Annotated in this window: 17 protein-coding genes; 12 read left to right on the forward strand and 5 right to left on the reverse strand. The window is 57.1% G+C overall.

Annotation, left to right across the window (positions count from 1 at the left end; translation table 11 throughout):
- Positions 1–2 precede the first annotated feature (2 nt).
- Positions 3–1,310, forward strand: a complete 1,308-nt coding sequence (locus JOE09_RS18975) for an NtaA/DmoA family FMN-dependent monooxygenase (protein ID WP_239553186.1) — start codon at positions 3–5, stop codon at positions 1,308–1,310.
- Here JOE09_RS18975 and JOE09_RS18980 read toward each other — a convergent pair.
- Positions 1,307–1,957 carry a TetR/AcrR family transcriptional regulator gene (locus JOE09_RS18980; RefSeq protein WP_275584437.1) on the reverse strand — a complete coding sequence of 217 codons (651 nt, stop codon included), beginning with the start codon at positions 1,955–1,957 and terminating at the stop codon, positions 1,307–1,309. The genes JOE09_RS18975 and JOE09_RS18980 overlap by 4 nt on opposite strands.
- A 278-nt stretch (positions 1,958–2,235) precedes the next feature.
- On the opposite strand from JOE09_RS18980, the gene bhsA reads away from it, so the two are divergent.
- The 4 genes from bhsA (at position 2,236) to JOE09_RS19000 (ending at position 5,125) form a co-directional block, all read left to right on the forward strand.
- Positions 2,236–2,493 (forward strand): multiple stress resistance protein BhsA, encoded by a 258-nt coding sequence (gene bhsA, locus JOE09_RS18985; RefSeq protein WP_105591645.1) that lies wholly within the window; start codon positions 2,236–2,238, stop codon positions 2,491–2,493.
- A 33-nt stretch (positions 2,494–2,526) separates the two neighbouring features.
- A complete protein-coding gene (locus tag JOE09_RS18990; protein ID WP_205066841.1) occupies positions 2,527–2,787 on the forward strand; it encodes a hypothetical protein in 261 nt (86 codons plus the stop codon).
- Positions 2,788–2,884: 97 nt separating this feature from the next.
- Positions 2,885–3,472 (forward strand): hypothetical protein, encoded by a 588-nt coding sequence (locus tag JOE09_RS18995; protein ID WP_205066842.1) that lies wholly within the window; start codon positions 2,885–2,887, stop codon positions 3,470–3,472.
- 165 nt (positions 3,473–3,637) lie between these two features.
- Positions 3,638–5,125, forward strand: a complete 1,488-nt coding sequence (locus JOE09_RS19000) for an aldehyde dehydrogenase family protein (RefSeq protein ID WP_205066843.1) — start codon at positions 3,638–3,640, stop codon at positions 5,123–5,125.
- Positions 5,126–5,158: 33 nt separating this feature from the next.
- Here the strand turns inward: JOE09_RS19000 and JOE09_RS19005 are convergent, their stop codons facing one another.
- The 3 genes from JOE09_RS19005 to JOE09_RS19015 form a co-directional block, all read right to left on the reverse strand.
- Positions 5,159–5,827 carry a helix-turn-helix transcriptional regulator gene (locus JOE09_RS19005; protein WP_205066844.1) on the reverse strand — a complete coding sequence of 223 codons (669 nt, stop codon included), beginning with the start codon at positions 5,825–5,827 and terminating at the stop codon, positions 5,159–5,161.
- A gap of 207 nt (positions 5,828–6,034) precedes the next feature.
- A complete protein-coding gene (locus JOE09_RS19010; RefSeq protein WP_205066845.1) occupies positions 6,035–6,964 on the reverse strand; it encodes an FAD:protein FMN transferase in 930 nt (309 codons plus the stop codon).
- Positions 6,965–7,000: 36 nt separating this feature from the next.
- Positions 7,001–9,778, reverse strand: a complete 2,778-nt coding sequence (locus JOE09_RS19015) for a flavocytochrome c (RefSeq protein ID WP_205066846.1) — start codon at positions 9,776–9,778, stop codon at positions 7,001–7,003.
- A gap of 523 nt (positions 9,779–10,301) precedes the next feature.
- Here JOE09_RS19015 and JOE09_RS19020 point away from each other — a divergent pair.
- Together JOE09_RS19020 and fumA are read left to right on the forward strand one after the other, a co-directional pair.
- Positions 10,302–11,813: an anion permease gene (locus tag JOE09_RS19020; protein WP_205066847.1), complete on the forward strand. Its 1,512-nt coding sequence runs from the start codon at positions 10,302–10,304 to the stop codon at positions 11,811–11,813.
- A 173-nt stretch (positions 11,814–11,986) separates the two neighbouring features.
- Positions 11,987–13,630, forward strand: coding sequence for a class I fumarate hydratase FumA (fumA, locus tag JOE09_RS19025; protein WP_200545044.1), 1,644 nt, complete (start codon positions 11,987–11,989; stop codon positions 13,628–13,630).
- Between the two features lie 238 nt (positions 13,631–13,868).
- Here the strand turns inward: fumA and hpaR are convergent, their stop codons facing one another.
- The gene (hpaR, locus tag JOE09_RS19030) at positions 13,869–14,282 is read right to left on the reverse strand and encodes a homoprotocatechuate degradation operon regulator HpaR (protein ID WP_205066848.1); all 414 of its coding nucleotides are present in this window, start codon (positions 14,280–14,282) and stop codon (positions 13,869–13,871) included.
- A 260-nt stretch (positions 14,283–14,542) separates the two neighbouring features.
- Here hpaR and JOE09_RS19035 point away from each other — a divergent pair, with 260 nt between their 5' ends.
- From JOE09_RS19035 to hpaH, 5 genes are all read left to right on the forward strand, one after another.
- Positions 14,543–15,826 carry a fumarylacetoacetate hydrolase family protein gene (locus tag JOE09_RS19035; RefSeq protein ID WP_205066849.1) on the forward strand — a complete coding sequence of 428 codons (1,284 nt, stop codon included), beginning with the start codon at positions 14,543–14,545 and terminating at the stop codon, positions 15,824–15,826.
- Positions 15,823–17,277, forward strand: a complete 1,455-nt coding sequence (hpaE, locus tag JOE09_RS19040; protein ID WP_205066850.1) for a 5-carboxymethyl-2-hydroxymuconate semialdehyde dehydrogenase — start codon at positions 15,823–15,825, stop codon at positions 17,275–17,277. The genes JOE09_RS19035 and hpaE overlap by 4 nt, the downstream gene beginning before the upstream one ends.
- Before the next feature lie 81 nt (positions 17,278–17,358).
- Entirely contained in the window at positions 17,359–18,432 is a 1,074-nt protein-coding gene (hpaD, locus tag JOE09_RS19045; protein WP_205066851.1) for a 3,4-dihydroxyphenylacetate 2,3-dioxygenase, read from the forward strand.
- A gap of 14 nt (positions 18,433–18,446) precedes the next feature.
- Positions 18,447–18,857 (forward strand): 5-carboxymethyl-2-hydroxymuconate Delta-isomerase, encoded by a 411-nt coding sequence (locus tag JOE09_RS19050; RefSeq protein WP_205066852.1) that lies wholly within the window; start codon positions 18,447–18,449, stop codon positions 18,855–18,857.
- Positions 18,847–19,650 (forward strand): 2-oxo-hept-4-ene-1,7-dioate hydratase, encoded by an 804-nt coding sequence (gene hpaH / locus JOE09_RS19055; RefSeq protein WP_205066853.1) that lies wholly within the window; start codon positions 18,847–18,849, stop codon positions 19,648–19,650. Before JOE09_RS19050 ends, hpaH begins: the two co-directional genes overlap by 11 nt.
- Positions 19,651–19,652 lie beyond the last annotated feature (2 nt).

The following is a 19,652-nucleotide window of genomic DNA, read 5'->3' on the forward strand; positions in this document are numbered from 1 at the left end:
TTATGTCACTGCATCTGGCGCTGTTTCTGGAAACCACCGGCTGTCACTATGCGGGCTGGCGGATGCCCGGCGCGGCAAAACCGAATCCCACCGACTGGCCGCTGATTAAATCTCTGGCGCAAAAGGCCGAGGCGGCTAAGTTCGATCTGATTTTTATGGCCGACAAGCTGTCGATTGATGATGTATACGGCGACAGCGTGACCGAAGCGGTGCGCCATCGCGTGACCGAGCGGCCGGAACCGTTCACCGTGCTCTCTGCACTGGGCGCGGTCACCGATAAAATCGGCCTGGCGGGAACCATTTCCAGCTCGGTGATCCAGCCCTTTGCCGCTGCGCGCACCCTGGCCACGCTGGACCATCTGACCGGCGGGCGTGCTGGTTGGAATGTGGTGACCTCGACCAGCGATGCCGAAGCGGCCAATTTTGGTCAGACGCTGCTGAGCCACGAACAGCGATACGAAAAGGCAGAAGCATTTATCGAAGCGGTCCGCACGCTGTGGGACAGCTGGGCGGATGATGCGATTATCGGCGATCGTGAAAACGGCATTTATGCCGACGGCAGCCGGATTCGCTATGCCGGCATCGATAACGACTGGTTCAGCAGCCGCGGGCCGCTGAATATTTCCCGCCCGCCGCAGGGCCATCCGGTGACGTTTCAGGCCGGTGGTTCAGGGCCGTTTATGGAGCTGGCGGCGCGCACGGCGGATGCGGTGTTTGCCGCCGAAAAACCCGATCTTGCCTCGGCACAGGCCTGGTACGCGGCGGTGAAAGCGCGGGTGGTGGCCCACGGCCGAACGCCAGATAGCCTGAAGATCCTGCCCGGCTTACAGCCGGTGATTGGCCGTACGCAGAAGGAGGCCGACGATCTGCTGAATGAGCTGAAGCAGCTGCATCATCCGCTGGCCACCCTGACCCACCTTTCAAACACCATGAACTACGACTGGGCGCAGCACGATCTTGACGGTCCGGTGCCGGATATTGTCGGCCAGCTGGCGAGAAAAGAGCGCTTTGCGCCGATGCTGAGCCATGCGAGAGAACAGGGGATGACCGTGCGGCAGTTTACCAAATGGGTCGCCGGGTCCGGATTTATCGTGGCGGGAACCGCACAGTCGCTGGCGGCACGTATCGCCGAGTGGTATCAGCAGCGTGCGGTGGATGGTTTTGTGGTGATGCCGCCGTGGATCCCCGAAGCCTCGGACGCCTTTTTCAACGACGTGGTGCCGCTGCTACAGGAGAGGGGCGTGTTCCGCACAGCGTATCAGGCCGATACGCTGCGCGGTCATTTAGGCCTGGAGCGCCCGGCGCATTAATCCACACCCAGCCTGCTGAGCACCGGCCACTGCAGCATCAGTGTATCCACCAGCGCATTCAGTTCCGCTTCCGTCGCGCCTTCGCGGGCGCGTACGGACATCCCCTGCAGCAGGCAGCCCAGCCAGGCGGAAATGCCTTTCAGGTCCGCCCGCGGGTCCAGCTCGCCGGCCGTCTGACGGTCCTGCAGAAACTCCAGCAGATTCTGTTCCTGGTTGTCATGCCGCCTGCGCAGCATTTTCGCCACGTCTTCAGAGCTGGCGGAAAGCCCGGTTGAGGTGCAGATAAAGAAACAGCCGCCCGGCTTTTCGCTGTCGGTAAAACAGGCCGCCGTTGAGCGGAAGTAGTTTTCCACGCCGCTGGCAACGCAGCTATCCGGGCAGGAGAGCGCTGCGGCACTTTTACTGGCGAACTTCTCGGTATAGCGATCCACCGCCGCGCGGAACATTCCCTCTTTATTGGTAAATTCAGCATACAGCGTTGGCGCTTTTGCGCCCGTCGCCGCCACCAGATCGGCCAGCGACGTGGCTTCATAGCCATGACGCCAGAACAGCTCCAGCGCGATATCCAGCGCCGCTTCCCGATCGAAGGTTTTTGGCCGTCCCCGGCCTTTACGTGTTGCTGCGTCCTGCTCAGTCGTTGTCATCATTCCTCGCTTAGCATTACCGCACAAATGATTAAATTATCAATCAGTATAAAAACATTGTTAGCCGCTGTCGAGCGGTACGTAATGGCTGATTTCGTCTGGCGTTATGCAAAAAAGTGCTCACTATAAAAATAGTAAATTCAATGAATTAGTTATTAAATTATCGATCGTTAATAAAATGGTGTTGACGATACGTACGACGGAGGATAACATTTAATTATCGATCGTTAATTAATAACGACGCCAACTAACCGAACAGCACAAAATCGAGAGTAAATATTATGAAAACCATTAAAATGACCATCGCTGCAATCGCTCTGGCTTCCGTTTCTTTCACCGGCTTCGCAGCCGATCTGGTTAACAGTGCACCTCAGCAGCAGCAACAGATTGGGGTTGTTTCTGCAGGCGGCGCGTCAAATCTTTCTTCACTGGAAGCGAAACTGGCAGTGAAAGCTGAACAGGCAGGCGCGAAATCTTTCCGAATCACCTCGACTTCTGGCGATAACAAACTGCACGGTACAGCGGTTATCTATCAGTAATTCATCTATTACAGGAAAAGGCATCAAGGGGACATGATGAACATTCGTAAAACGGCCCTTGTTGCAGTCATCCTGAGCACGGTTTCCGGTGCCAGCCTGGCAGCACAAACAGAGGGTTACCTGACCACGGTGCAACAGCCTTCAACCACCAGTTTTGTAACCGGCAGCACTACTCTGGTTGCACTGACGACCCAGCTGTCGGGCAAGGCCACCGCCGTGCCTGCCAGAGCGATTCGCACCGCAGCGTATACGGAACCGAATAGCCTGGTGGGTACCACCATCAGCTATCATTGATATGCACTTCTTATCAGGCGCCGCTTCTTAACAGCGGCGCCTTTCTGTTTTGGCATTTTGCGTACTATCCTCAATCCCACTCTATAAGGAATCGATAATGCGTATATTTGGCTATATCAGCGAAAAAGAAAGTCGATATTCAGACAGCAAAACGCCGTTTTTACCGGGTTATAATTTCCACGAACGTCATCAGTCCGGGCCTATTCGTGCCAGCGCAGAGGCTATCCTTGATGCCGTTGCCGCGTACGATATGCGTGGCGATCCTCTTTCTAATGCTTTCATGACGTTGCGCGAGCTGCCCGGTAAGTGTTTCCCCGCGAATGAATCTCGCGAGCCAAAGGCGGCTTTTGGTTTGCATACCTTCACCCCGCTGGATCGGCAGCCGGACAGTTTGACTTACGGCCTGACCGGGCGGTTCTGGCGACCTGATATGGGCATTATTCCGCTGCGGGATGTGCACAAATTCTTTGCGTTCAACGAGCCCGGCGTGGCCCGCCTGGTGTTGCATTTTCAACTATTGCCGGCAGGAGATGACTGGCGGCTGAAAACCGAAACGTTTATCAACTGTCCGGACAAAGCCACCCGGCTCAAGTTGCTGCCTTACTGGCTGTTGATCCGCACGGCCAGCGGTATTATTCGCAAACGCACGCTTTCTGCTATTCAGCGCCAGCTTTCCGCATCTTAAATGTTGTTTCACCCTTCCGATCGAGTCACGGTCATCAGCGAAAGCACGCAAGCTCAAACAGAAGACCCCACAGATAACGCAGATTGATAGCGTGGTAAATCCAGTGGTCACGGGGCTTTCGACCCCTGACAAGAATGGATTCTCTCTCTCAAACAGGGGCTTTGTATGACTCAGGTAAAACAGCTGGCGGCGGTGAGCGCATTTTTACAACGCGATCACGGCCATTTTATTAATGGATTGAGCCAGCCGGGGGGAGGTGCTCTGCGCCCGGTTATCGACCCTGCAACAGGGAATGAGGTGGCACGCGTTCACGACGGCTGCGCGGAAGATGTTTCAGCGGCCATGGCGGCGGCTCAGCAGGCTTTTCGCGGCAGCTGGGCGGATATGCCGGTGCTGGCGCGGGGAAATCTGATGCTGAAATTGGCCGATGCCATGGAACAGCATCGGGAAGAGCTGGCGCAGATAGAAACGCTGTGCTCCGGGAAAACCATCGCGCTGTCTCGCGGCCTGGAAGTGGATCAGGCGGTCGCGTTTTTACGTTACTTTGCCGGATGGGCCGGAAAAATTTACGGCGAAACGACCGAGATCTCCCTGCCGTCATTCAACGGAGAAAAGTATCGCGGATTTACCCAGCGTGAACCGCTGGGGGTCGTGGTCGGTATTATTCCCTGGAACTTCTCGATCATGATTGCCATCTGGAAGATGGCGGCGGCACTGGTTTGTGGCTGTACCGTGGTGCTGAAACCCAGTGAATTTACCCCGCTGACCATGCTGCGGGTGGCTCAGCTGGCAGCCGACGTAGGCTTCCCTCCGGGCACGATCAACGTTCTCAACGGCAACGGCGGATTGCTGGGACCCTTACTAATCGAACACCCGTTCTGTGCCAAAGTGACCTTTACCGGTTCGGTGCCGACCGGCCGTGCGGTGGGTAATGCCGCCAGCGCGCTGGCGAAACCGGCGACTCTGGAACTGGGCGGTAAAAACGCCGCACTGTTTCTGGCGGATATGTCGGTCAGTGAGATGGTCGATGGCATCATGGAGGCGGGCTATGTAAATCAGGGGCAAATCTGCGCGTCGGCTGAGCGTTTCTACCTGCCTGCAGAGAAAATGGACGAAGTCCTTAGCGCCCTGATCCAGCGGCTTTCTCAGCTGAATGTGGCTTCCCCGTTCGACGAAGAGTGCCAGATCGGACCGCTGGCCAACAAGGCCCATCTGGAGAAAATTCAGAAGATGGTTGCCAGGGCGAAAGAGGATGGTGATGAGATCCTTTACGGTGGATATTCGCCGGACCGTCCCGGTTACTATTTCCTGCCGACGGTGGTGAAAGTACACAGTGAAAACTCTACGCTGATGCGTGAGGAAACCTTCGGCCCGGTTGGATCGTTCCTCGCCTATGACGATGAGGAAAAGGCACTTCAGCAGATTAATAACTCGCCGTTCGGCCTTGCCGCCAGCGTCTGGACGCATAATTTCAATAAGGCAATTCGCTATAGCGAGCGCATCCAGGCCGGTATTGTCTGGATAAACATGCATACCTTCCTCGATCCGGCGCTGCCATTTGGTGGAATAAAAAGCTCCGGTAACGGGCGTGAATTTGGTAGCGCATTTATCAACGACTATACGCGTCTGAAATCGGTGATGATGCGCTATTAATCTTCCCCCCGGGCGATGATCGCATCGCCCGTATTACATCAGATAATCGCGGTCGCAGGCCATCCCCAAACAGGAGAGCAGTTCGGTGCGGCTGTTGGCATTGGTTTTGGCGAAGATATTCCGCAGATGGGTCTTGACCGTGGACAGCGAAATATCCAGCCGCAGCGCGATACGCTTATTGCAGGACCCCTCCCGAACCATCTCAACGATTTGCCGTTCTTTTGGCGTCAGCCGACACTGCTGTTCACAGGGAATCAACTCTTCGGTCGCCAGGGACAGTAGCGGTAGGGATGCGCGCAGTTTCAGGCGCTCCGCCAGAGTGAACGCGCGATCGCGCATCATCGACAGGCCAGCGACTATACGCTTACGCTGCCGAACATAGACTTCAACCATGTCGCTAATACCGTTGGGCTGCATAAACCGGCGATAGAAATCGGTGGTGCGGCTCGACTCTTCCAGTCGCGCCAGCGTGACCGGCAGATGATTGAAGCGTCGGGGATGCAGCGGGTCTATCGGCATGAACGACGCCAGGTAATCCTGATGCGTTTGCGGGTCGATGCCGCTCAGGAGGTGATGTTCAGGTGTCAGCTGGTTGTCTACGAGATAAAACGCGGCGGTAGCGCCGGGGATAAAATGGGTAATACTGGTCAGGCAGTCATGGATAAAGGCATCTGGATGGATTGTGAATGGTATGGCGTTCATGATTTTCTCCCTGAATCGCTCCCTGATGTGGGGGTTAATACATTTTTTCACCCTAATCCAAACTTTGTTTTTAACACAATTTAAACATTTCGATAACGTGACGTGAGGCATGTATTCCCCGCACGCCGTTGCCAGTCGTTTTATCACGTCGTTTGGTCATTTTTTTGGCAGGCTCACACTATTTTCGTGCGGAACATCTCGCTGCAGTCAGATCGAAACCGTGGTCAACTGATAGCTGTCATCCAGCAGGGTAAAGCTGAACTGACGCTGCGAAGAACAGATCACCCGGCGGTCGCGGGTGACAAAGATCGCTTCAATCTGCGGTGTATCTGCCAGATACATCAGGCTGTTTTCCACGCCCATGCCGTATAGCAGCGTGGTCCAGATATCACCATCAATCGACTCTCGCGATATCACGGTCACGCTGAGCAGTTCGTTATCCAGCGGATAGCCGCTGCGCGGGTCGAGAATATGATGGTAGCGCCGTCCGCCGAGTTCGAAATAACGCTCATAGACGCCAGAGGTGACTACCGATCGGTTCATTACCTTAATTACGCCAATCAGCGCACCGTCTTCAGCAAAGGGCTGCTTCAGGCCGATGCCCCAGCATCGCTCCGTTTGGTGGCCGAGCGTCTGAATGTTGCCACCGAGGTTAATCAGCCCGTAATCCACCTGCTGCTGGCGCAGATAGTCTCGCACTTCATCGGCGATCCAGCCTTTCGCAATCGCCCCGAGGTCAATTTCCATACCGGCCTGATGCAGAAACACGCTGTGGCTATCATCGTCGAGGGTCATCCCGTCGGGCCGGGTCAGTGCCAGTAACGCTCTGATTTCATCTTCCGGCGGCACGCTGTTGCCCTGGAAACCAATTTTCCAGCGCTTGACCAGCGGGCCAATGGCAAAATTAAATGCGCTACCGGGCAGCAGGCTGACCCGGTGAGCGCGTTTAATCAGTTGATACACCGGCGGGCTGACGGCCACCGGATGGCGGCCCGCCGCATGATTAATCGCCATCACCTCCGAATGGGGGCGATTCACGGTCAGCCGGTTTTCCTGCTGTTTAATCAGCCGGAATACCCCGCGAGCCAGCGCTTCATCGTGCTCAAACAGCTTCAGCAGGATCGGGGAACCCATCATTACAGCGGAAAAGGCATATACCCCGTCCACCGGATGTCAGCGCCGCGCCCAGGCGGCGGCGTTACGGCCTGCCAGCGTGCCGAAAATGATGATATCGGCAATCGCGTTACCGCCAATCCGGTTGGCACCGTGGATGCCGCCGACCACTTCACCCGCCGCCCATGCGCCGCCGATCGGCTGCTGCTGAGTATCCAGCACCGCCGTTTCGGTATTGATGGTGATGCCGCCCATGGTGTGATGCACACCCGGGGCAATGCGGATGGCATAGTACGGTGCCTGGTTTAGCGGGTGGCGCAGCGCGGTGGTGCGGCCAAAGTCCTCATCATTCTGCTGGTCAACGAACTGGTTGTAGCGCCCCAGCGTGGTTTGCAGGGTTTCCTGATCCATATTCAATTTCACCGCCAGCTCGTGCGGGCTAGGGGCGCTGACAACAAAGCCTTTGGCGATGTACTCATCGGCGGCTTTGTTGTTACTGCGCACCTGATTGTCGAAGATTATCCAGGCGCTTTTCTCCGGCAGGGCGATAATCGCCGCCGAGACCTTGTCGCGGGTTTCCATCTCGTTATAGAAACGATGGCCCGCCTGGCTGACCAGAATTGCCCCACCGCCGCGAATCGCTTCGGAAATCAGGTAGGACGTGGTTTGCTCTACGGTCGGGTGGATCTGAATTTCGCCCATATCGACCGTGCCCGCACCAATGTGTTGCAGAATGGCAATGCCGCTGCCGGTGGCACCTTTGTGGTTGGTGGTGACAAAGCCATCCAGCTCAGGGCGATATTTCACCACCATTTCCCGGTTGGCGCTGAAGCCACCGGTGGCCACAATCACGCTTTTGGCATTCAGAACACGGGTGTCGTTGTATTCGTCCACCACCTTCACACCGCTGACTACGCCGTTTTCCAGCAGGATCTCTTCCACGGCGGTTTCCAGCAGTACCTCGATATTGCGCTGGTTAATGCCTTTTACCAGGCCGCTAATCAGGAAGCCGCCCACCGCAGAACGATCGGCAGGACGGTGGGTGCGCTCAACGCTCATACCGCCGGTGATGGTGATGTCGCTGAGTTCGATGTCATTGTCCTTCAGCCATTCAATCGCCCCCGGTGCCCGCTCAACGAATTCTTTCAGTAGCACCGGGTTGTTTTTGAATTTGCCGCCTTTCAGCGTTTCGTCATAGAACAGCGTTTTGCTGTCCTCGATACCTTTCAGCTGCTGATAGTGGGTTTCTGCCGCGTTCATCCCCACTGAAGCTTTAATGGTGTTGCCGCCGATGGTCGGCATCTTCTCAATAATCACCACGTGTGCACCGGCGTCGCTGGCCTGGATCGCCGCCGCCAGCCCGGCACCGCCGCTGCCGATCACCACCACATCGTAGCTCTGGGGAGCCTGCGGGTTGCCGCCTTCTTCGATCACGTGCTCTTTACTGGAGGTGGTCATCGCGCGTGAGACGGCTTTTTTCAGTGCCTCACTCTGGGTGGTGGCTCCGGTGATGGCATCCACGTAGGGGCTGTTGGCCACCAGCATACGGGTACGCAGCTTCTCAAAGGTGGTGGTGAAGTCCACATCGAGCGAGTCATCCGCCACCATTGCGATGTCAGTTATACGGTCGGTATCCAGCGTGACGTTGATTTTCAGCTTCAGCGCTTCGGCTTCCACTTTCTCCTGGTACACACCGGCTTTGTACTTCCGGCCGCCGGAGCTGACATCGCGGATCATCGCATCCACCAGTGAGAATCGCCACAGCGGTTCAGGAATGTTCAGCGCTTCCCGCTGGGTGCTGTTGATAAACAGCTCCAGCTGCTCGTTTTTAATGATGCGATCGGCCCAGTCCGGGTAGGCGATGCAGGCTTTACCCACCGCCACCAGATCGAAGCCTTTTTCCAGCGCCAGTTCGGCGTCAGCTTTATTCAGCACGCCGCCCACGCCGATAACCGGCACCTTTGCCAGGGTCGCCGTACGGGCGGCAAGATATTTGGTGATTAGCGGAGTGGGATCGTCGCGGTCAACAATCGACGGGCGCAACAGCTGGCCGACGGAGAAATGCACATAGTCAATGCCGCGCTCCGCCAGCTTCTCCAGCAGGTACATCGTGTCGTCGAAGCGGATACCGGGCACTTCCAGCTCTTCCGGCGAGAAGCGATAGCCGATGATAAAGGTGGAGTCGGCAAAGCGCCGCACCATCTTATGGGTGATCTCCAGCACCTCCAGCGGGAAGCGGGTGCGATTATCGCGGCTGCCGCCCCATTTATCATCGCGCTGGTTGGAGTTCGGTGAATAGAACTGCTGGATCAGATAGGTATTCGCACCGTGCAGCTCCACGCCGTCAAACCCGGCTTTGATTGCCCGGTTTACGGCGTCGCCGAACTTAGTGATCATCACGTCGACTTCTTCTGCGGTCAGCGCCTGCGGAGTCGTTGCGCCTTCACGGGGAGCGGCGATAGCGCTTGGCGCTACCGGCGTTTTTCCGCCGATCAGCTCCGGCTCCACCATGCGGCCACCGTGATAGATCTGCAAAATGGCCTTGGAGCCTTTGGTCTTGATAGCGTGGGCAATTTTTGCCAGACCCGAGATTTTATTATCGCTGTCGATGCCGATAGCGCCGGGGAAAGCCGGCCCTTTGGGGTCGATAAAGCAGGACTCAACGATCACTGTACCAATGCTGCCCGCGCGATCGCGGTAGTATTCGACCAGTTCACTGGTGACCGTGCCATCGTAAAAGCCGGTACAGGTGGTCATGGGGGCCATTAACAGACGGTTTTTCAGCACGGCGCCGTTCGGCAGCGTCAGCGGATTAAGAACAGGGCTTAACGTATTCATCAGGTGGGCTCCAAATAAAAATTCTTATAATTCTGTTGCAGGCGACGATTTAAAAAATAGCGATTTAACGGCATCCTGTGGCGAATATAAAATTACTCGAGTGGATAGTTTTTTATTCTAAATTCAACCACCAACAATGAACAGATATTACTGTGCCAAAATAAAATAATTTATTAATTGTTAACCAACAAGAACAAAAAATCAACTTTCAATATACATAAAAATAACTTCAACAAAAACAATATCCTATATGTTATTTTTGTTGCGTGAACTGTATTGTCTATAAAGTAAACGACAGTTTTTCTCTGTTGAGATAAACCTTATTATTGATATTAATATTTCCATTTAATTTCGCGGGAATAGCAAAAGTAAACGAAATATAACAATGCATAATTTTATCTGATGGCGGATGGCTCCCTTGATACCCGGGTTACCCTCATAAAAAAATTAAAAAATAAACAGAATATCGGCTATAAAGTATGTGGATACTTCACTCAAACTCATCAACCTGCAGATAAAAACTATGAAACAGACATCGTCGGTTAGTGAAACCGCTGCTGCCCCTCCGGCCGCAACGGAAAATAAAAAACGCCTGATTATGATGTTCCTGCCCGTTCTCGTGGCGGTACTGCTGCTACTGATGCCGGTGCCTGAGGGGCTGGAGCCTTATGCATGGCACTTCTTCGCGATTTTTGTTGGTGTGATTGTCGGCCTGATTTTCGAGCCACTGCCCGGCGCAGTGATCGGGCTTACCGGCGTAGTGGCCATCGCTTTGTTCAGTCCGTGGGTGCTGTTCAGCCCGGCGGAACTGGCCGATCCGAATTTCAAAACCGCCACCCAGGCGTTTAAGTGGGCGGTCAGCGGCTTCGGCAACTCCACCGTGTGGCTGATTTTTGGTGCGTTTATGTTTGCCGCAGGCTATGACAAAACGCAGTTTGGCCGTCGTCTGGCGCTGATCCTGGTGAAATACCTGGGCCGTCGCAGCCTGACGCTGGGCTACGCCATCACCTTTGCCGACCTGCTGCTGGCCCCGTTTACGCCGTCCAACACCGCGCGCAGCGGCGGGACTATCTATCCGATTATCGCCAACCTGCCGCCGCTGTACGGCTCTAAACCCAACGACCCCAGCGCGCGTAAGATCGGCTCTTACCTGATGTGGGTGGCGATCACCGCAGCCTGTATCACCAGCTCGATGTTCCTTTCCGCGCTGGCACCGAACCTGCTGGCGCTGGCGCTGGTGAAAAGCGTTATCGGCTTTGATATCTCCTGGGGCATGTGGTTCCTCGCCTTCCTGCCGCTGGGCGTGCTGCTGCTGCTGACTATGCCGCTGATGGCCTACTGGCTCTATCCCCCGGAGGTGAAGTTCAACGATGAAGTGCCGCGCTGGGCCACCAGCGAACTGGAAAAACTCGGCAAGCTGTCGCGCAACGAAATCCTGCTGCTGGTGTTTGTGGTGTCCGCGCTGCTGATGTGGATCTTCGCCACGGCCTGGATTGAACCGGCGATGGCCGCGCTGCTGGTCGTGGTACTGATGCTGTGGACCGGGGTGCTGAACTGGAATGATATCACCAGCAACAAACCGGCGTGGAACACCTTCGCCTGGTTCGCCACGCTGGTGGCGCTGGCCGACGGTCTGGCGCGCGTGGGCTTTATCGCCTGGCTGGGTAAGCAGGGCGGCCTGCTGCTCCACGGCTACGATCCGCAGGTGTCGGCGGTGGTACTGATGATCGCCTTCTATCTGCTGCACTATCTGTTTGCCAGCACCACCGCGCACACCACCGCGCTGCTGCCCGCGATGCTGACCATTGCCGCCTCCATTCCGGGGATCAATATGCCGGTATTCTGCCTGATGATGTGTACCTCACTGGGCGTAATGGGGATTATCACGCCGTACGGCACCGGACCCAGCCCGATTTATTACGGTAGCGGCTATCTGCCGACCAAAGACTACTGGCGAATGGGCACCATCTTCGGACTGTTCTTCCTGTGCGCACTGATGCTGATCGGCTATCCGTGGATGGTGATGATGTTCTGATCTGGCACAGAAGTCATGGTTATTATCCGCAACTCCCTATAACATTCTCACTAAACCTGCCGGCCCCGCTTCTCCCCGGGCCGGCCAGATAAAAACCATAATGAAATATCGCCAGTGACGTTGCCGGTAGTTCAGCGATGTTGCGCGGCTACTTATCATTAAGTGAGAGCAAAATGTCGAAAAAACCGTTCCATTATCAGACCCCGTTCCCTCTTGCCAAAGAGGATACCGAATACTATCTGCTCACCCGCGATCATGTTTCCGTCAGTGAATTCGACGGTCAGTCTATTTTAAAAGTGGAACCGCAGGCGCTGACGCTGCTGGCGCAGCATGCCTTCCACGACGCCTCCTTTATGCTGCGCCCGGCGCACCAGCGCCAGGTGGCCGCGATGCTGGCCGATCCGGAAGCCAGCCAGAATGACCGCTACGTGGCGCTGCAGTTTTTGCGCAACTCCGAAATTGCCGCCAAGGGCATTCTGCCGACCTGTCAGGACACCGGTACGGCGATAATTATGGGTAAAAAAGGGCAGCGGGTGTGGACCGGCGGCGGCGATGAGGCCGCGCTGGCGCAGGGGGTGTACAACACCTACACCGAAGACAACCTGCGCTATTCGCAGAATGCCGCGCTGGATATGTACCGTGAGGTGAACACCGGCACCAACCTGCCCGCGCAGATCGATCTCTACAGCGTTGATGGTGATGAATATAAGTTCCTGTGCATGGCCAAAGGCGGCGGCTCGGCCAATAAAACCTACCTCTATCAGGAAACCAAAGCCCTGCTGACGCCCGGTAAACTGAAAAACTTCCTTACCGAGAAAATGCGCAGCCTGGGTACTGCGGCCTGCCCGCCGTACCATATTGCCTTTGTGATTGGCGGCACGTCGGCCGACAGCACGCTGAAAACCGTGAAGCTGGCCTCGACCCACTATTACGACCAGCTGCCCACCGAGGGCAACGAGCACGGCCAGGCGTTCCGCGACGTGGCGCTGGAGCAGGAGCTGCTGCTGGCGGCGCAGCAGCTGGGGCTGGGTGCGCAGTTTGGCGGTAAATACTTCGCTCATGATATCCGCGTGATCCGCCTGCCGCGCCACGGTGCATCCTGCCCGGTGGCGATGGCGGTATCCTGCTCCGCCGACCGTAATATCAAGGCGAAAATCAACCGCGACGGTATCTGGATTGAGAAGATGGAGCAGAATCCGGGCCAGTATATACCGGAAGAACTGCGCCAGCAGGGCGAGGGCGATGTGGTGCAGGTGGATCTGAACCGCCCGATGAAGGAGATCCTCGCCCAGCTGTCTGAGTATCCGGTCTCGACCCGCCTTTCACTCAGCGGCACCATTATCGTCGGGCGCGATATCGCCCACGCCAAGCTGAAAGAGCGAATTGATAACGGCGAAGGGCTGCCGCAGTACATTAAGGATCACCCGGTGTACTATGCGGGTCCGGCCAAAACGCCGGAGGGCTATGCCTCCGGTTCGCTGGGGCCGACCACCGCCGGGCGCATGGACTCCTATGTTGACCTGCTGCAGGCCAACGGCGGCAGTATGATCATGCTGGCGAAGGGCAACCGCAGTCAGCAGGTGACGGATGCCTGCCAGAAACACGGCGGCTTCTACCTCGGCAGTATCGGCGGCCCGGCTGCGGTGCTGGCGCAGCAGAGTATTAAAAGTCTGGAGTGCGTCGAATACCCTGAGTTGGGTATGGAGGCTATCTGGAAAATTGAAGTCGAAAACTTCCCGGCCTTTATCCTGGTCGATGATAAAGGCAACGACTTCTTCCAGCAGATCCACAATCAGTGCGACACCTGCGTGAAGTAATCGCGTAAAAAAAGTCACCCCCTCGCTTTGAAGGGGGTGACGCATCGCCTGAGCTCACAAGCAATGACGTAACACCCGTGCTTAACAGGACGCAGCTTCAGCGTTAACCTCTGACCCGTTACCTTTACGTCTATTTCAACTCGTCAATCCGTGGTGGTACCTGCGCCATCAGCAGCGCTGCGGCCGCTGCAAAAGAACGCAGTCAGCGCAAGCGCTTTTCGACGTTGCCCGCCGCTGGTCAGGGCTGTAACTGGTTAAACGCATCCAGCAGCTGCTGCAGCTGGATCATTCTCTCTTTGCCAAACTGCTGTTCAATCTGACGGTAGCCTTCATCAATTTCCAGCCGGGCTTTGTTGTACAGTGCCAGCCCTTCCGGGGTCAGCGCGGCCACCAGCTTGCGCTGATCGTTCACCGGTTTAAGGCGTGATACCAGCCCGTCGCGCTCCAGACGAGTCAGTATGCCGGTCAGGCTGGGGCGCAGAATGCAGGCCCGCTCGGCCAGTTCGTGGAAATCCAGAGTAGTGACTTCAGCCAGAATACGCACGATGCGCCACTGCTGCTCGGTCAGTCCGTAGCGATTGAGGATCGGGCGAAAGTAACCCATGGCGGTTTCCCGCGCCTGTAAAAGGGCGATGGTCAGAGATTCGTGCATACGGCTCCACGCTAGTCAATTTTAAAGGTTTCATTAATAGTAACATAAATGCATTTTCCGCTGAATTCCTCCCGGTCATGTACTTTCCATTTATCGCCTTGTACTTTTCAATTTAATGAAATGTAGGTGTTTTTTTGTAAGTGTTATTTTTTTGTTAATCACGTCACAAGCCGGAAAACTGATGTTGATCTGTACTTCTTTAGCGAGTAATTCTGATTTCATTAATATGTTAACGAATTGCTTGCCATTGAGGATCAGAGATGAAAAGAACGGTATTTGCAGCTGCACTCAATCATCAGTCGCAGATTGAGGCCTGGGCAGCAGCGTTCCAACAGCCTCCTTATCAACACCCGCCGCAGCATCCGGTATGGTTTATCAAACCGCGCAATACCTGGCGCAGCCATCGGGACACTGTCGGTCTGCCCGCCGGCGAGCAGGTCTACAGCGGCGCAACGCTGGCCGTAGTGATTGGCAAATCGGCGCGCAAAGTGAGCGCGGAAAAGGCGCGCGAGGTGATTGCCGGTTACGCACTGGCTAATGAGCTGAGCCTGGCGGAAGAGAGCTTTTACCGCCCGGCGATCAAGGCAAAGTGCCGCGACGGTTTTTGCCCGATCGGAGAGGCGGTGGTGCTGCCCGACGTCAGCGCACTGCAAATTATCACCGAGGTGAACGGCGAAGTCCGCGACCACTGGAACACCGCCGATCTCAGGCGCGGTGCCGCCGAACTGATTGCTGCACTCAGTGAATTCGCCACCCTGCAACCGGGCGACGTCATTCTGCTGGGCACCCCGCAGCAGCGGGTAGCCATCCATGCGGGTGACGTGGTGACGATCAAAGCGGCCGGTCTGCCCGAACTGAGTAACCGCTTCAGCGACAGCGCACCGCCGGTGGAACAGCTCTCCGGCCAGCCCACGCTGTTTGCCCTCGGATTGAACTACGCCGATCACGCCAGCGAACTGGATTTTAAAGCACCGGAAGAGCCGCTGGTGTTTATCAAAGCGGCAAACACCCTGACCGGCGATCACAGCGTTTCCGTGCGCCCCGACAACGTGGAATACATGCATTACGAAGGGGAGCTGGTGGTGGTGATGGGGAAAACCGCCCGCCACGTCAGCCGCGAAAACGCGCTGGACTACGTTGCCGGTTACACCCTGTGCAACGACTACGCGGTGCGCGATTACCTGGAAAACTACTACCGCCCCAATCTGCGAGTGAAAAGCCGCGACACGCTGACCCCGCTGCGCGAAGCCATCGTGCGGCCATCGGCGCTGCCCGATCCGCATAACCTCGCGCTGAAAACCTTCGTCAACGGCGAGCTGCGCCAGAGCGGTAATACCCGCGACATGGTGTTCGATATCCCGTTTCTGATTGCCTGGCTCAGTGAATTCCTCACCCTGCAGCCGGGCGACATGATCGCTACCGGTACGCCGAAAGGGCTGGCCGACGTCAGGCCGGGGGATGAAGTCGTGGTGGAGATCGAAGGGGTCGGCCGCCTGACCAACCGCATTGTCAGTGAACAACAGTTTGAGGACAGCCTGAAATGAACAAGATTAACCACTGGATCAACGGCAGAAACGTTGCCAGCAGCGACTATTTCACCACCCGCAATCCGGCGACCGGCGAGGTGCTGGCGGAGGTAGCCTCCGGCGGAGAGCAGGAGATCGCCGAGGCGGTCGCCGCAGCAAAAGTCGCCTTCCCGAAGTGGGCTAACACGCCGATGAAAGCGCGCGCACGGCTGATGCGCCGCCTGGGGGAACTCATCGACCGGGATGTACCGGAGATCGCCGCGCTGGAAACGGCGGATACCGGATTGCCCATTCATCAGACCCGCAATGTGCTGATCCCGCGCGCGTCACACAACTTTGAGTTTTTCGCCGAGATCTGCCAGCAGATGAACGGCCGCAGCTATCCGGTTGACGACAAAATGCTCAACTACACCCTGGTACAGCCGGTGGGGGTTTGTGCGCTGGTATCGCCGTGGAACGTGCCGTTTATGACCGCCACCTGGAAGGTGGCACCGTGCCTGGCGCTGGGCAATACCGCGGTGCTGAAAATGTCCGAACTGTCGCCGCTCAGTGCGGATCGCCTCGGTCAGCTGGCGCTGGAGGCGGGCATCCCGCCGGGTGTACTGAACGTGGTGCAGGGTTTTGGGGCCACGGCGGGAGATGCGCTGGTGCGCCATCACGATGTGCGGGCGGTGTCGTTTACCGGCGGTACGGTGACCGGGCGCAACATTATCAAAAACGCCGGGCTGAAGAAGTTTTCCATGGAGCTGGGTGGCAAATCCCCGGTGCTGATATTTGAGGATGCTGACATTGAGCGGGCAATGGACGCTGCGCTGTTTACCATCTTCTCGCTTAACGGCGAACGCTGCACCGCCGGTTCACGCATTTTCATCCAGCAGAGTATCTATCCCGAGTTCGTCCGCCGCTTCGCCGAACGGGCCTCGCGGCTGATTGTGGGCGACCCCACTGACCCGAAAACCCAGGTTGGTGCGCTGATTAGCCAGCAGCACTGGGAAAAAGTCTCCGGCTATATCCGCCTCGGTGTTGAAGAGGGGGCCACGCTGCTGGCAGGCGGGCCGGATAAACCGGCGGGGCTGGAGCAGGGGCACTTCCTGCGGCCCACGGTGCTGGCAGATGTCGACAACCGCATGCGCGTGGCGCAGGAGGAGATATTCGGGCCGGTGGCCTGCCTGATCCCGTTCCGTGATGAGGAGGAGGGACTGCGGCTGGCCAACGACGTGGAGTACGGCCTGGCGTCCTACATCTGGACCCAGGACGTCAGCAAGGTCATGCGTCTGGCGCGCAGTATCGAAGCCGGCATGGTGTTTGTAAACACGCAAAACGTGCGCGATTTGCGCCAGCCGTTTGGCGGCGTTAAGGCTTCCGGCACCGGGCGCGAAGGCGGCGAATACAGCTTTGAGGTGTTTGCCGAAATGAAGAACGTCTGTATTTCGTTTGGCGATCATCCGATCCCGAAATGGGGCGTCTAGGCTGTTCAACTTTTACGAGGGCAGCCGCACGAAGCAACGTTCGGTGCGCGCTGCCAGTTCACATCACAAGAGAGCCGCATTATGAGCAATAAAACCATCACATCATCCTTGCCCGTGCCGGATATTCTGCGCTGCGCTTATATGGAAATACAGGTGACAGACTTGCAGGCCGCCCGCGAATTTTATGTCGATATTCTGGGCCTGCAGGTGACGGAAGAGGACAGTCATACGCTGTATCTGCGCACGATGGAAGAGTTTATCCACCATAACCTGGTGCTGCGGGAAGGGCCGGTCGCCGCCGTGGCCGCTTTCTCATATCGGGTGCGCAGCCCGCAGGATGTGGACAAAGCAGAAGCCTGGTTTAAATCGCTGGGATGCCGGACGGAACGGCGCGCGGGCGGCTTCGTTAAAGGCATCGGCGATTCCGTGCGCGTAGAAGATCCGCTCGGTTTCCCCTGCGAGTTCTTCTACGACGTACAGCACGTGGACCGCCTTGCCTGGCGCTACGATCTCTACACGCCGGGCGCGCTGGTCAGGCTGGACCACTTTAATCAGATTACCCCCGATGTGCCGCTGGCGGTGGAGTATATCCAGGGGCTGGGTTTCCGGGTAACCGAGGATATTCGCGACGATAAAGGTGTGGTGTATGCCGCCTGGATGCGGCGAAAACCGACGGTGCACGATACGGCAATGACCGGCGGGGCCGGGCCGCGCATGCACCATATTGCCTTCTCGACCCATGAAAAACACAACATCCTGTCGATCTGCGACAAGCTGGGCGCGCTGCGTAAATCCGACCTGATCGAACGCGGGCCGGGCCGTCACGGCGTCTCTAACGCCTTTTACCTCTACCTTCGCGACCCGGACGGCCACCGCATCGAAATCTACACCCAGGACTACTACACCGGTGACCCGGACAACCCGCTGGTCAGCTGGGACGTGCACGACAACCAGCGCCGCGACTGGTGGGGCAACCCGGTGGTCCCGAGCTGGTACACCGACGGTTCGCTGGTGCTGGATCTGGACGGTAAACCGCAGCCGGTTGTTGAGCGCAGCGACCCCAGCGAGCTGGCGGTGACCATCGGCGCGGACGGTTTTTCCTATACCCGCAAGGGCGACGTTGAGCAGGGCTTTAAGCTCGGCAACACGCTGTAAACACCGGAGGCGCTATGCCGCATTTTATCGTGGAGTGTACCGACAATATCCGCCAGCAGGCCGAGCTGCCACGCCTGTTTGCGGCGGTAAATCAGCATCTGGCCGACAGCGGGCTGTTTCCGCTCGGCGGCATCCGCAGCCGGGCGCACTGGATTGACTGCTGGCAGATGGCCGACGGCAAACGGGATTACGCCTTTGTGCATATGACGCTGAAAATCGGCCACGGCCGCAGCCTCGAACAGCTACAGCCGGTCATGATGGCGCTGTTTGCACTGATCAAACGCCATTTCGCGGCGCTGATGGCCGAGCGCTATCTGGCGCTGTCGCTGGCGGTGGAAGAGCTGCATCCGCAGCTGAACTTCAAACAGAACAATGTACATGCCCTGTTTGAACCGGATGAAAAAGGAAAACCCGATGCTAAATGACGCCACGCTGGATCGGCTGGCAGCCGAACTCCATCAGGCCGAGAAAAACCGTGAACAGATCCGCCAGCCGTCGCTGGCGCATCCCGATATCACGATTGAAGACGCCTACGCCATTCAGCGCCGCTGGGTGGCGAAGAAAATTGCCGAAGGCCGCGAACTGAAGGGGCACAAAATCGGCCTGACCTCGAAAGCCATGCAGGCCAGCTCGCAGATTGATGAGCCGGACTACGGTGCGCTGCTGGACGATATGTTTTTCAGCGAGGGCAGCGATATCCCGCTGGATCGCTTTATCGTGCCGCGCGTGGAGGTGGAACTGGCGTTTGTGCTGGCAAAACCGCTGCGCGGGCCGGGATGCACGCTGTTTGACGTCCTGAATGCGACGGATTACGTCATTCCCGCGCTGGAAATCATCGATGCCCGCTGTCATCAGATCGACCCGCAGAGCCAGCGCCCGCGCAAGGTCTTCGACACCATCTCCGACAACGCCGCCAACGCGGGCGTGGTGATGGGCGGCCGGGCGGTCAGAGTGGATGCGCTGGATCTGCGCTGGGTCAGCGCGCTGATGTATCGCAACGGGGTGATTGAAGAGTCCGGCGTGGCGGCCGGGGTACTGAATCATCCGGCAAACGGCGTGGCGTGGCTGGCTAACAAGCTGGCCGCGCACGAGGTGCAGCTGGAAGCGGGGCAGGTGATCCTCAGCGGTTCGTTTACCCGCCCGGTGGCGGCGCGCAGGGGCGATACCTTCCACGTTGATTATGGCGTGATGGGCGCTATTGGCTGCCGTTTTATCTGAGG

Origin of the sequence: Pantoea coffeiphila (assembly GCF_016909495.1) — a bacterium.
Lineage (GTDB): Bacteria > Pseudomonadota > Gammaproteobacteria > Enterobacterales > Enterobacteriaceae > Erwinia > Erwinia coffeiphila.

Bases quoted from the DNA above. Each gene is read 5' to 3' on its own strand.
- JOE09_RS18995 (WP_205066842.1), top strand. From the start codon at position 2,885: ATGCGTATATTTGGCTATATCAGCGAAAAAGAAAGTCGATATTCAGAC.
- JOE09_RS19015 (WP_205066846.1), bottom strand. From the start codon at position 9,778: ATGAATACGTTAAGCCCTGTTCTTAATCCGCTGACGCTGCCGAACGGC.
- JOE09_RS19020 (WP_205066847.1), top strand. From the start codon at position 10,302: ATGAAACAGACATCGTCGGTTAGTGAAACCGCTGCTGCCCCTCCGGCC.
- JOE09_RS18990 (WP_205066841.1), top strand. From the start codon at position 2,527: ATGATGAACATTCGTAAAACGGCCCTTGTTGCAGTCATCCTGAGCACG.
- fumA (WP_200545044.1), top strand. From the start codon at position 11,987: ATGTCGAAAAAACCGTTCCATTATCAGACCCCGTTCCCTCTTGCCAAA.
- JOE09_RS19035 (WP_205066849.1), top strand. From the start codon at position 14,543: ATGAAAAGAACGGTATTTGCAGCTGCACTCAATCATCAGTCGCAGATT.
- hpaR (WP_205066848.1), bottom strand. From the start codon at position 14,282: ATGCACGAATCTCTGACCATCGCCCTTTTACAGGCGCGGGAAACCGCC.
- JOE09_RS18980 (WP_275584437.1), bottom strand. From the start codon at position 1,957: ATGATGACAACGACTGAGCAGGACGCAGCAACACGTAAAGGCCGGGGA.
- hpaE (WP_205066850.1), top strand. From the start codon at position 15,823: ATGAACAAGATTAACCACTGGATCAACGGCAGAAACGTTGCCAGCAGC.
- bhsA (WP_105591645.1), top strand. From the start codon at position 2,236: ATGAAAACCATTAAAATGACCATCGCTGCAATCGCTCTGGCTTCCGTT.
- JOE09_RS18975 (WP_239553186.1), top strand. From the start codon at position 3: ATGTCACTGCATCTGGCGCTGTTTCTGGAAACCACCGGCTGTCACTAT.
- JOE09_RS19050 (WP_205066852.1), top strand. From the start codon at position 18,447: ATGCCGCATTTTATCGTGGAGTGTACCGACAATATCCGCCAGCAGGCC.
- hpaD (WP_205066851.1), top strand. From the start codon at position 17,359: ATGAGCAATAAAACCATCACATCATCCTTGCCCGTGCCGGATATTCTG.
- JOE09_RS19000 (WP_205066843.1), top strand. From the start codon at position 3,638: ATGACTCAGGTAAAACAGCTGGCGGCGGTGAGCGCATTTTTACAACGC.
- JOE09_RS19010 (WP_205066845.1), bottom strand. From the start codon at position 6,964: ATGATGGGTTCCCCGATCCTGCTGAAGCTGTTTGAGCACGATGAAGCG.
- JOE09_RS19005 (WP_205066844.1), bottom strand. From the start codon at position 5,827: ATGAACGCCATACCATTCACAATCCATCCAGATGCCTTTATCCATGAC.
- hpaH (WP_205066853.1), top strand. From the start codon at position 18,847: ATGCTAAATGACGCCACGCTGGATCGGCTGGCAGCCGAACTCCATCAG.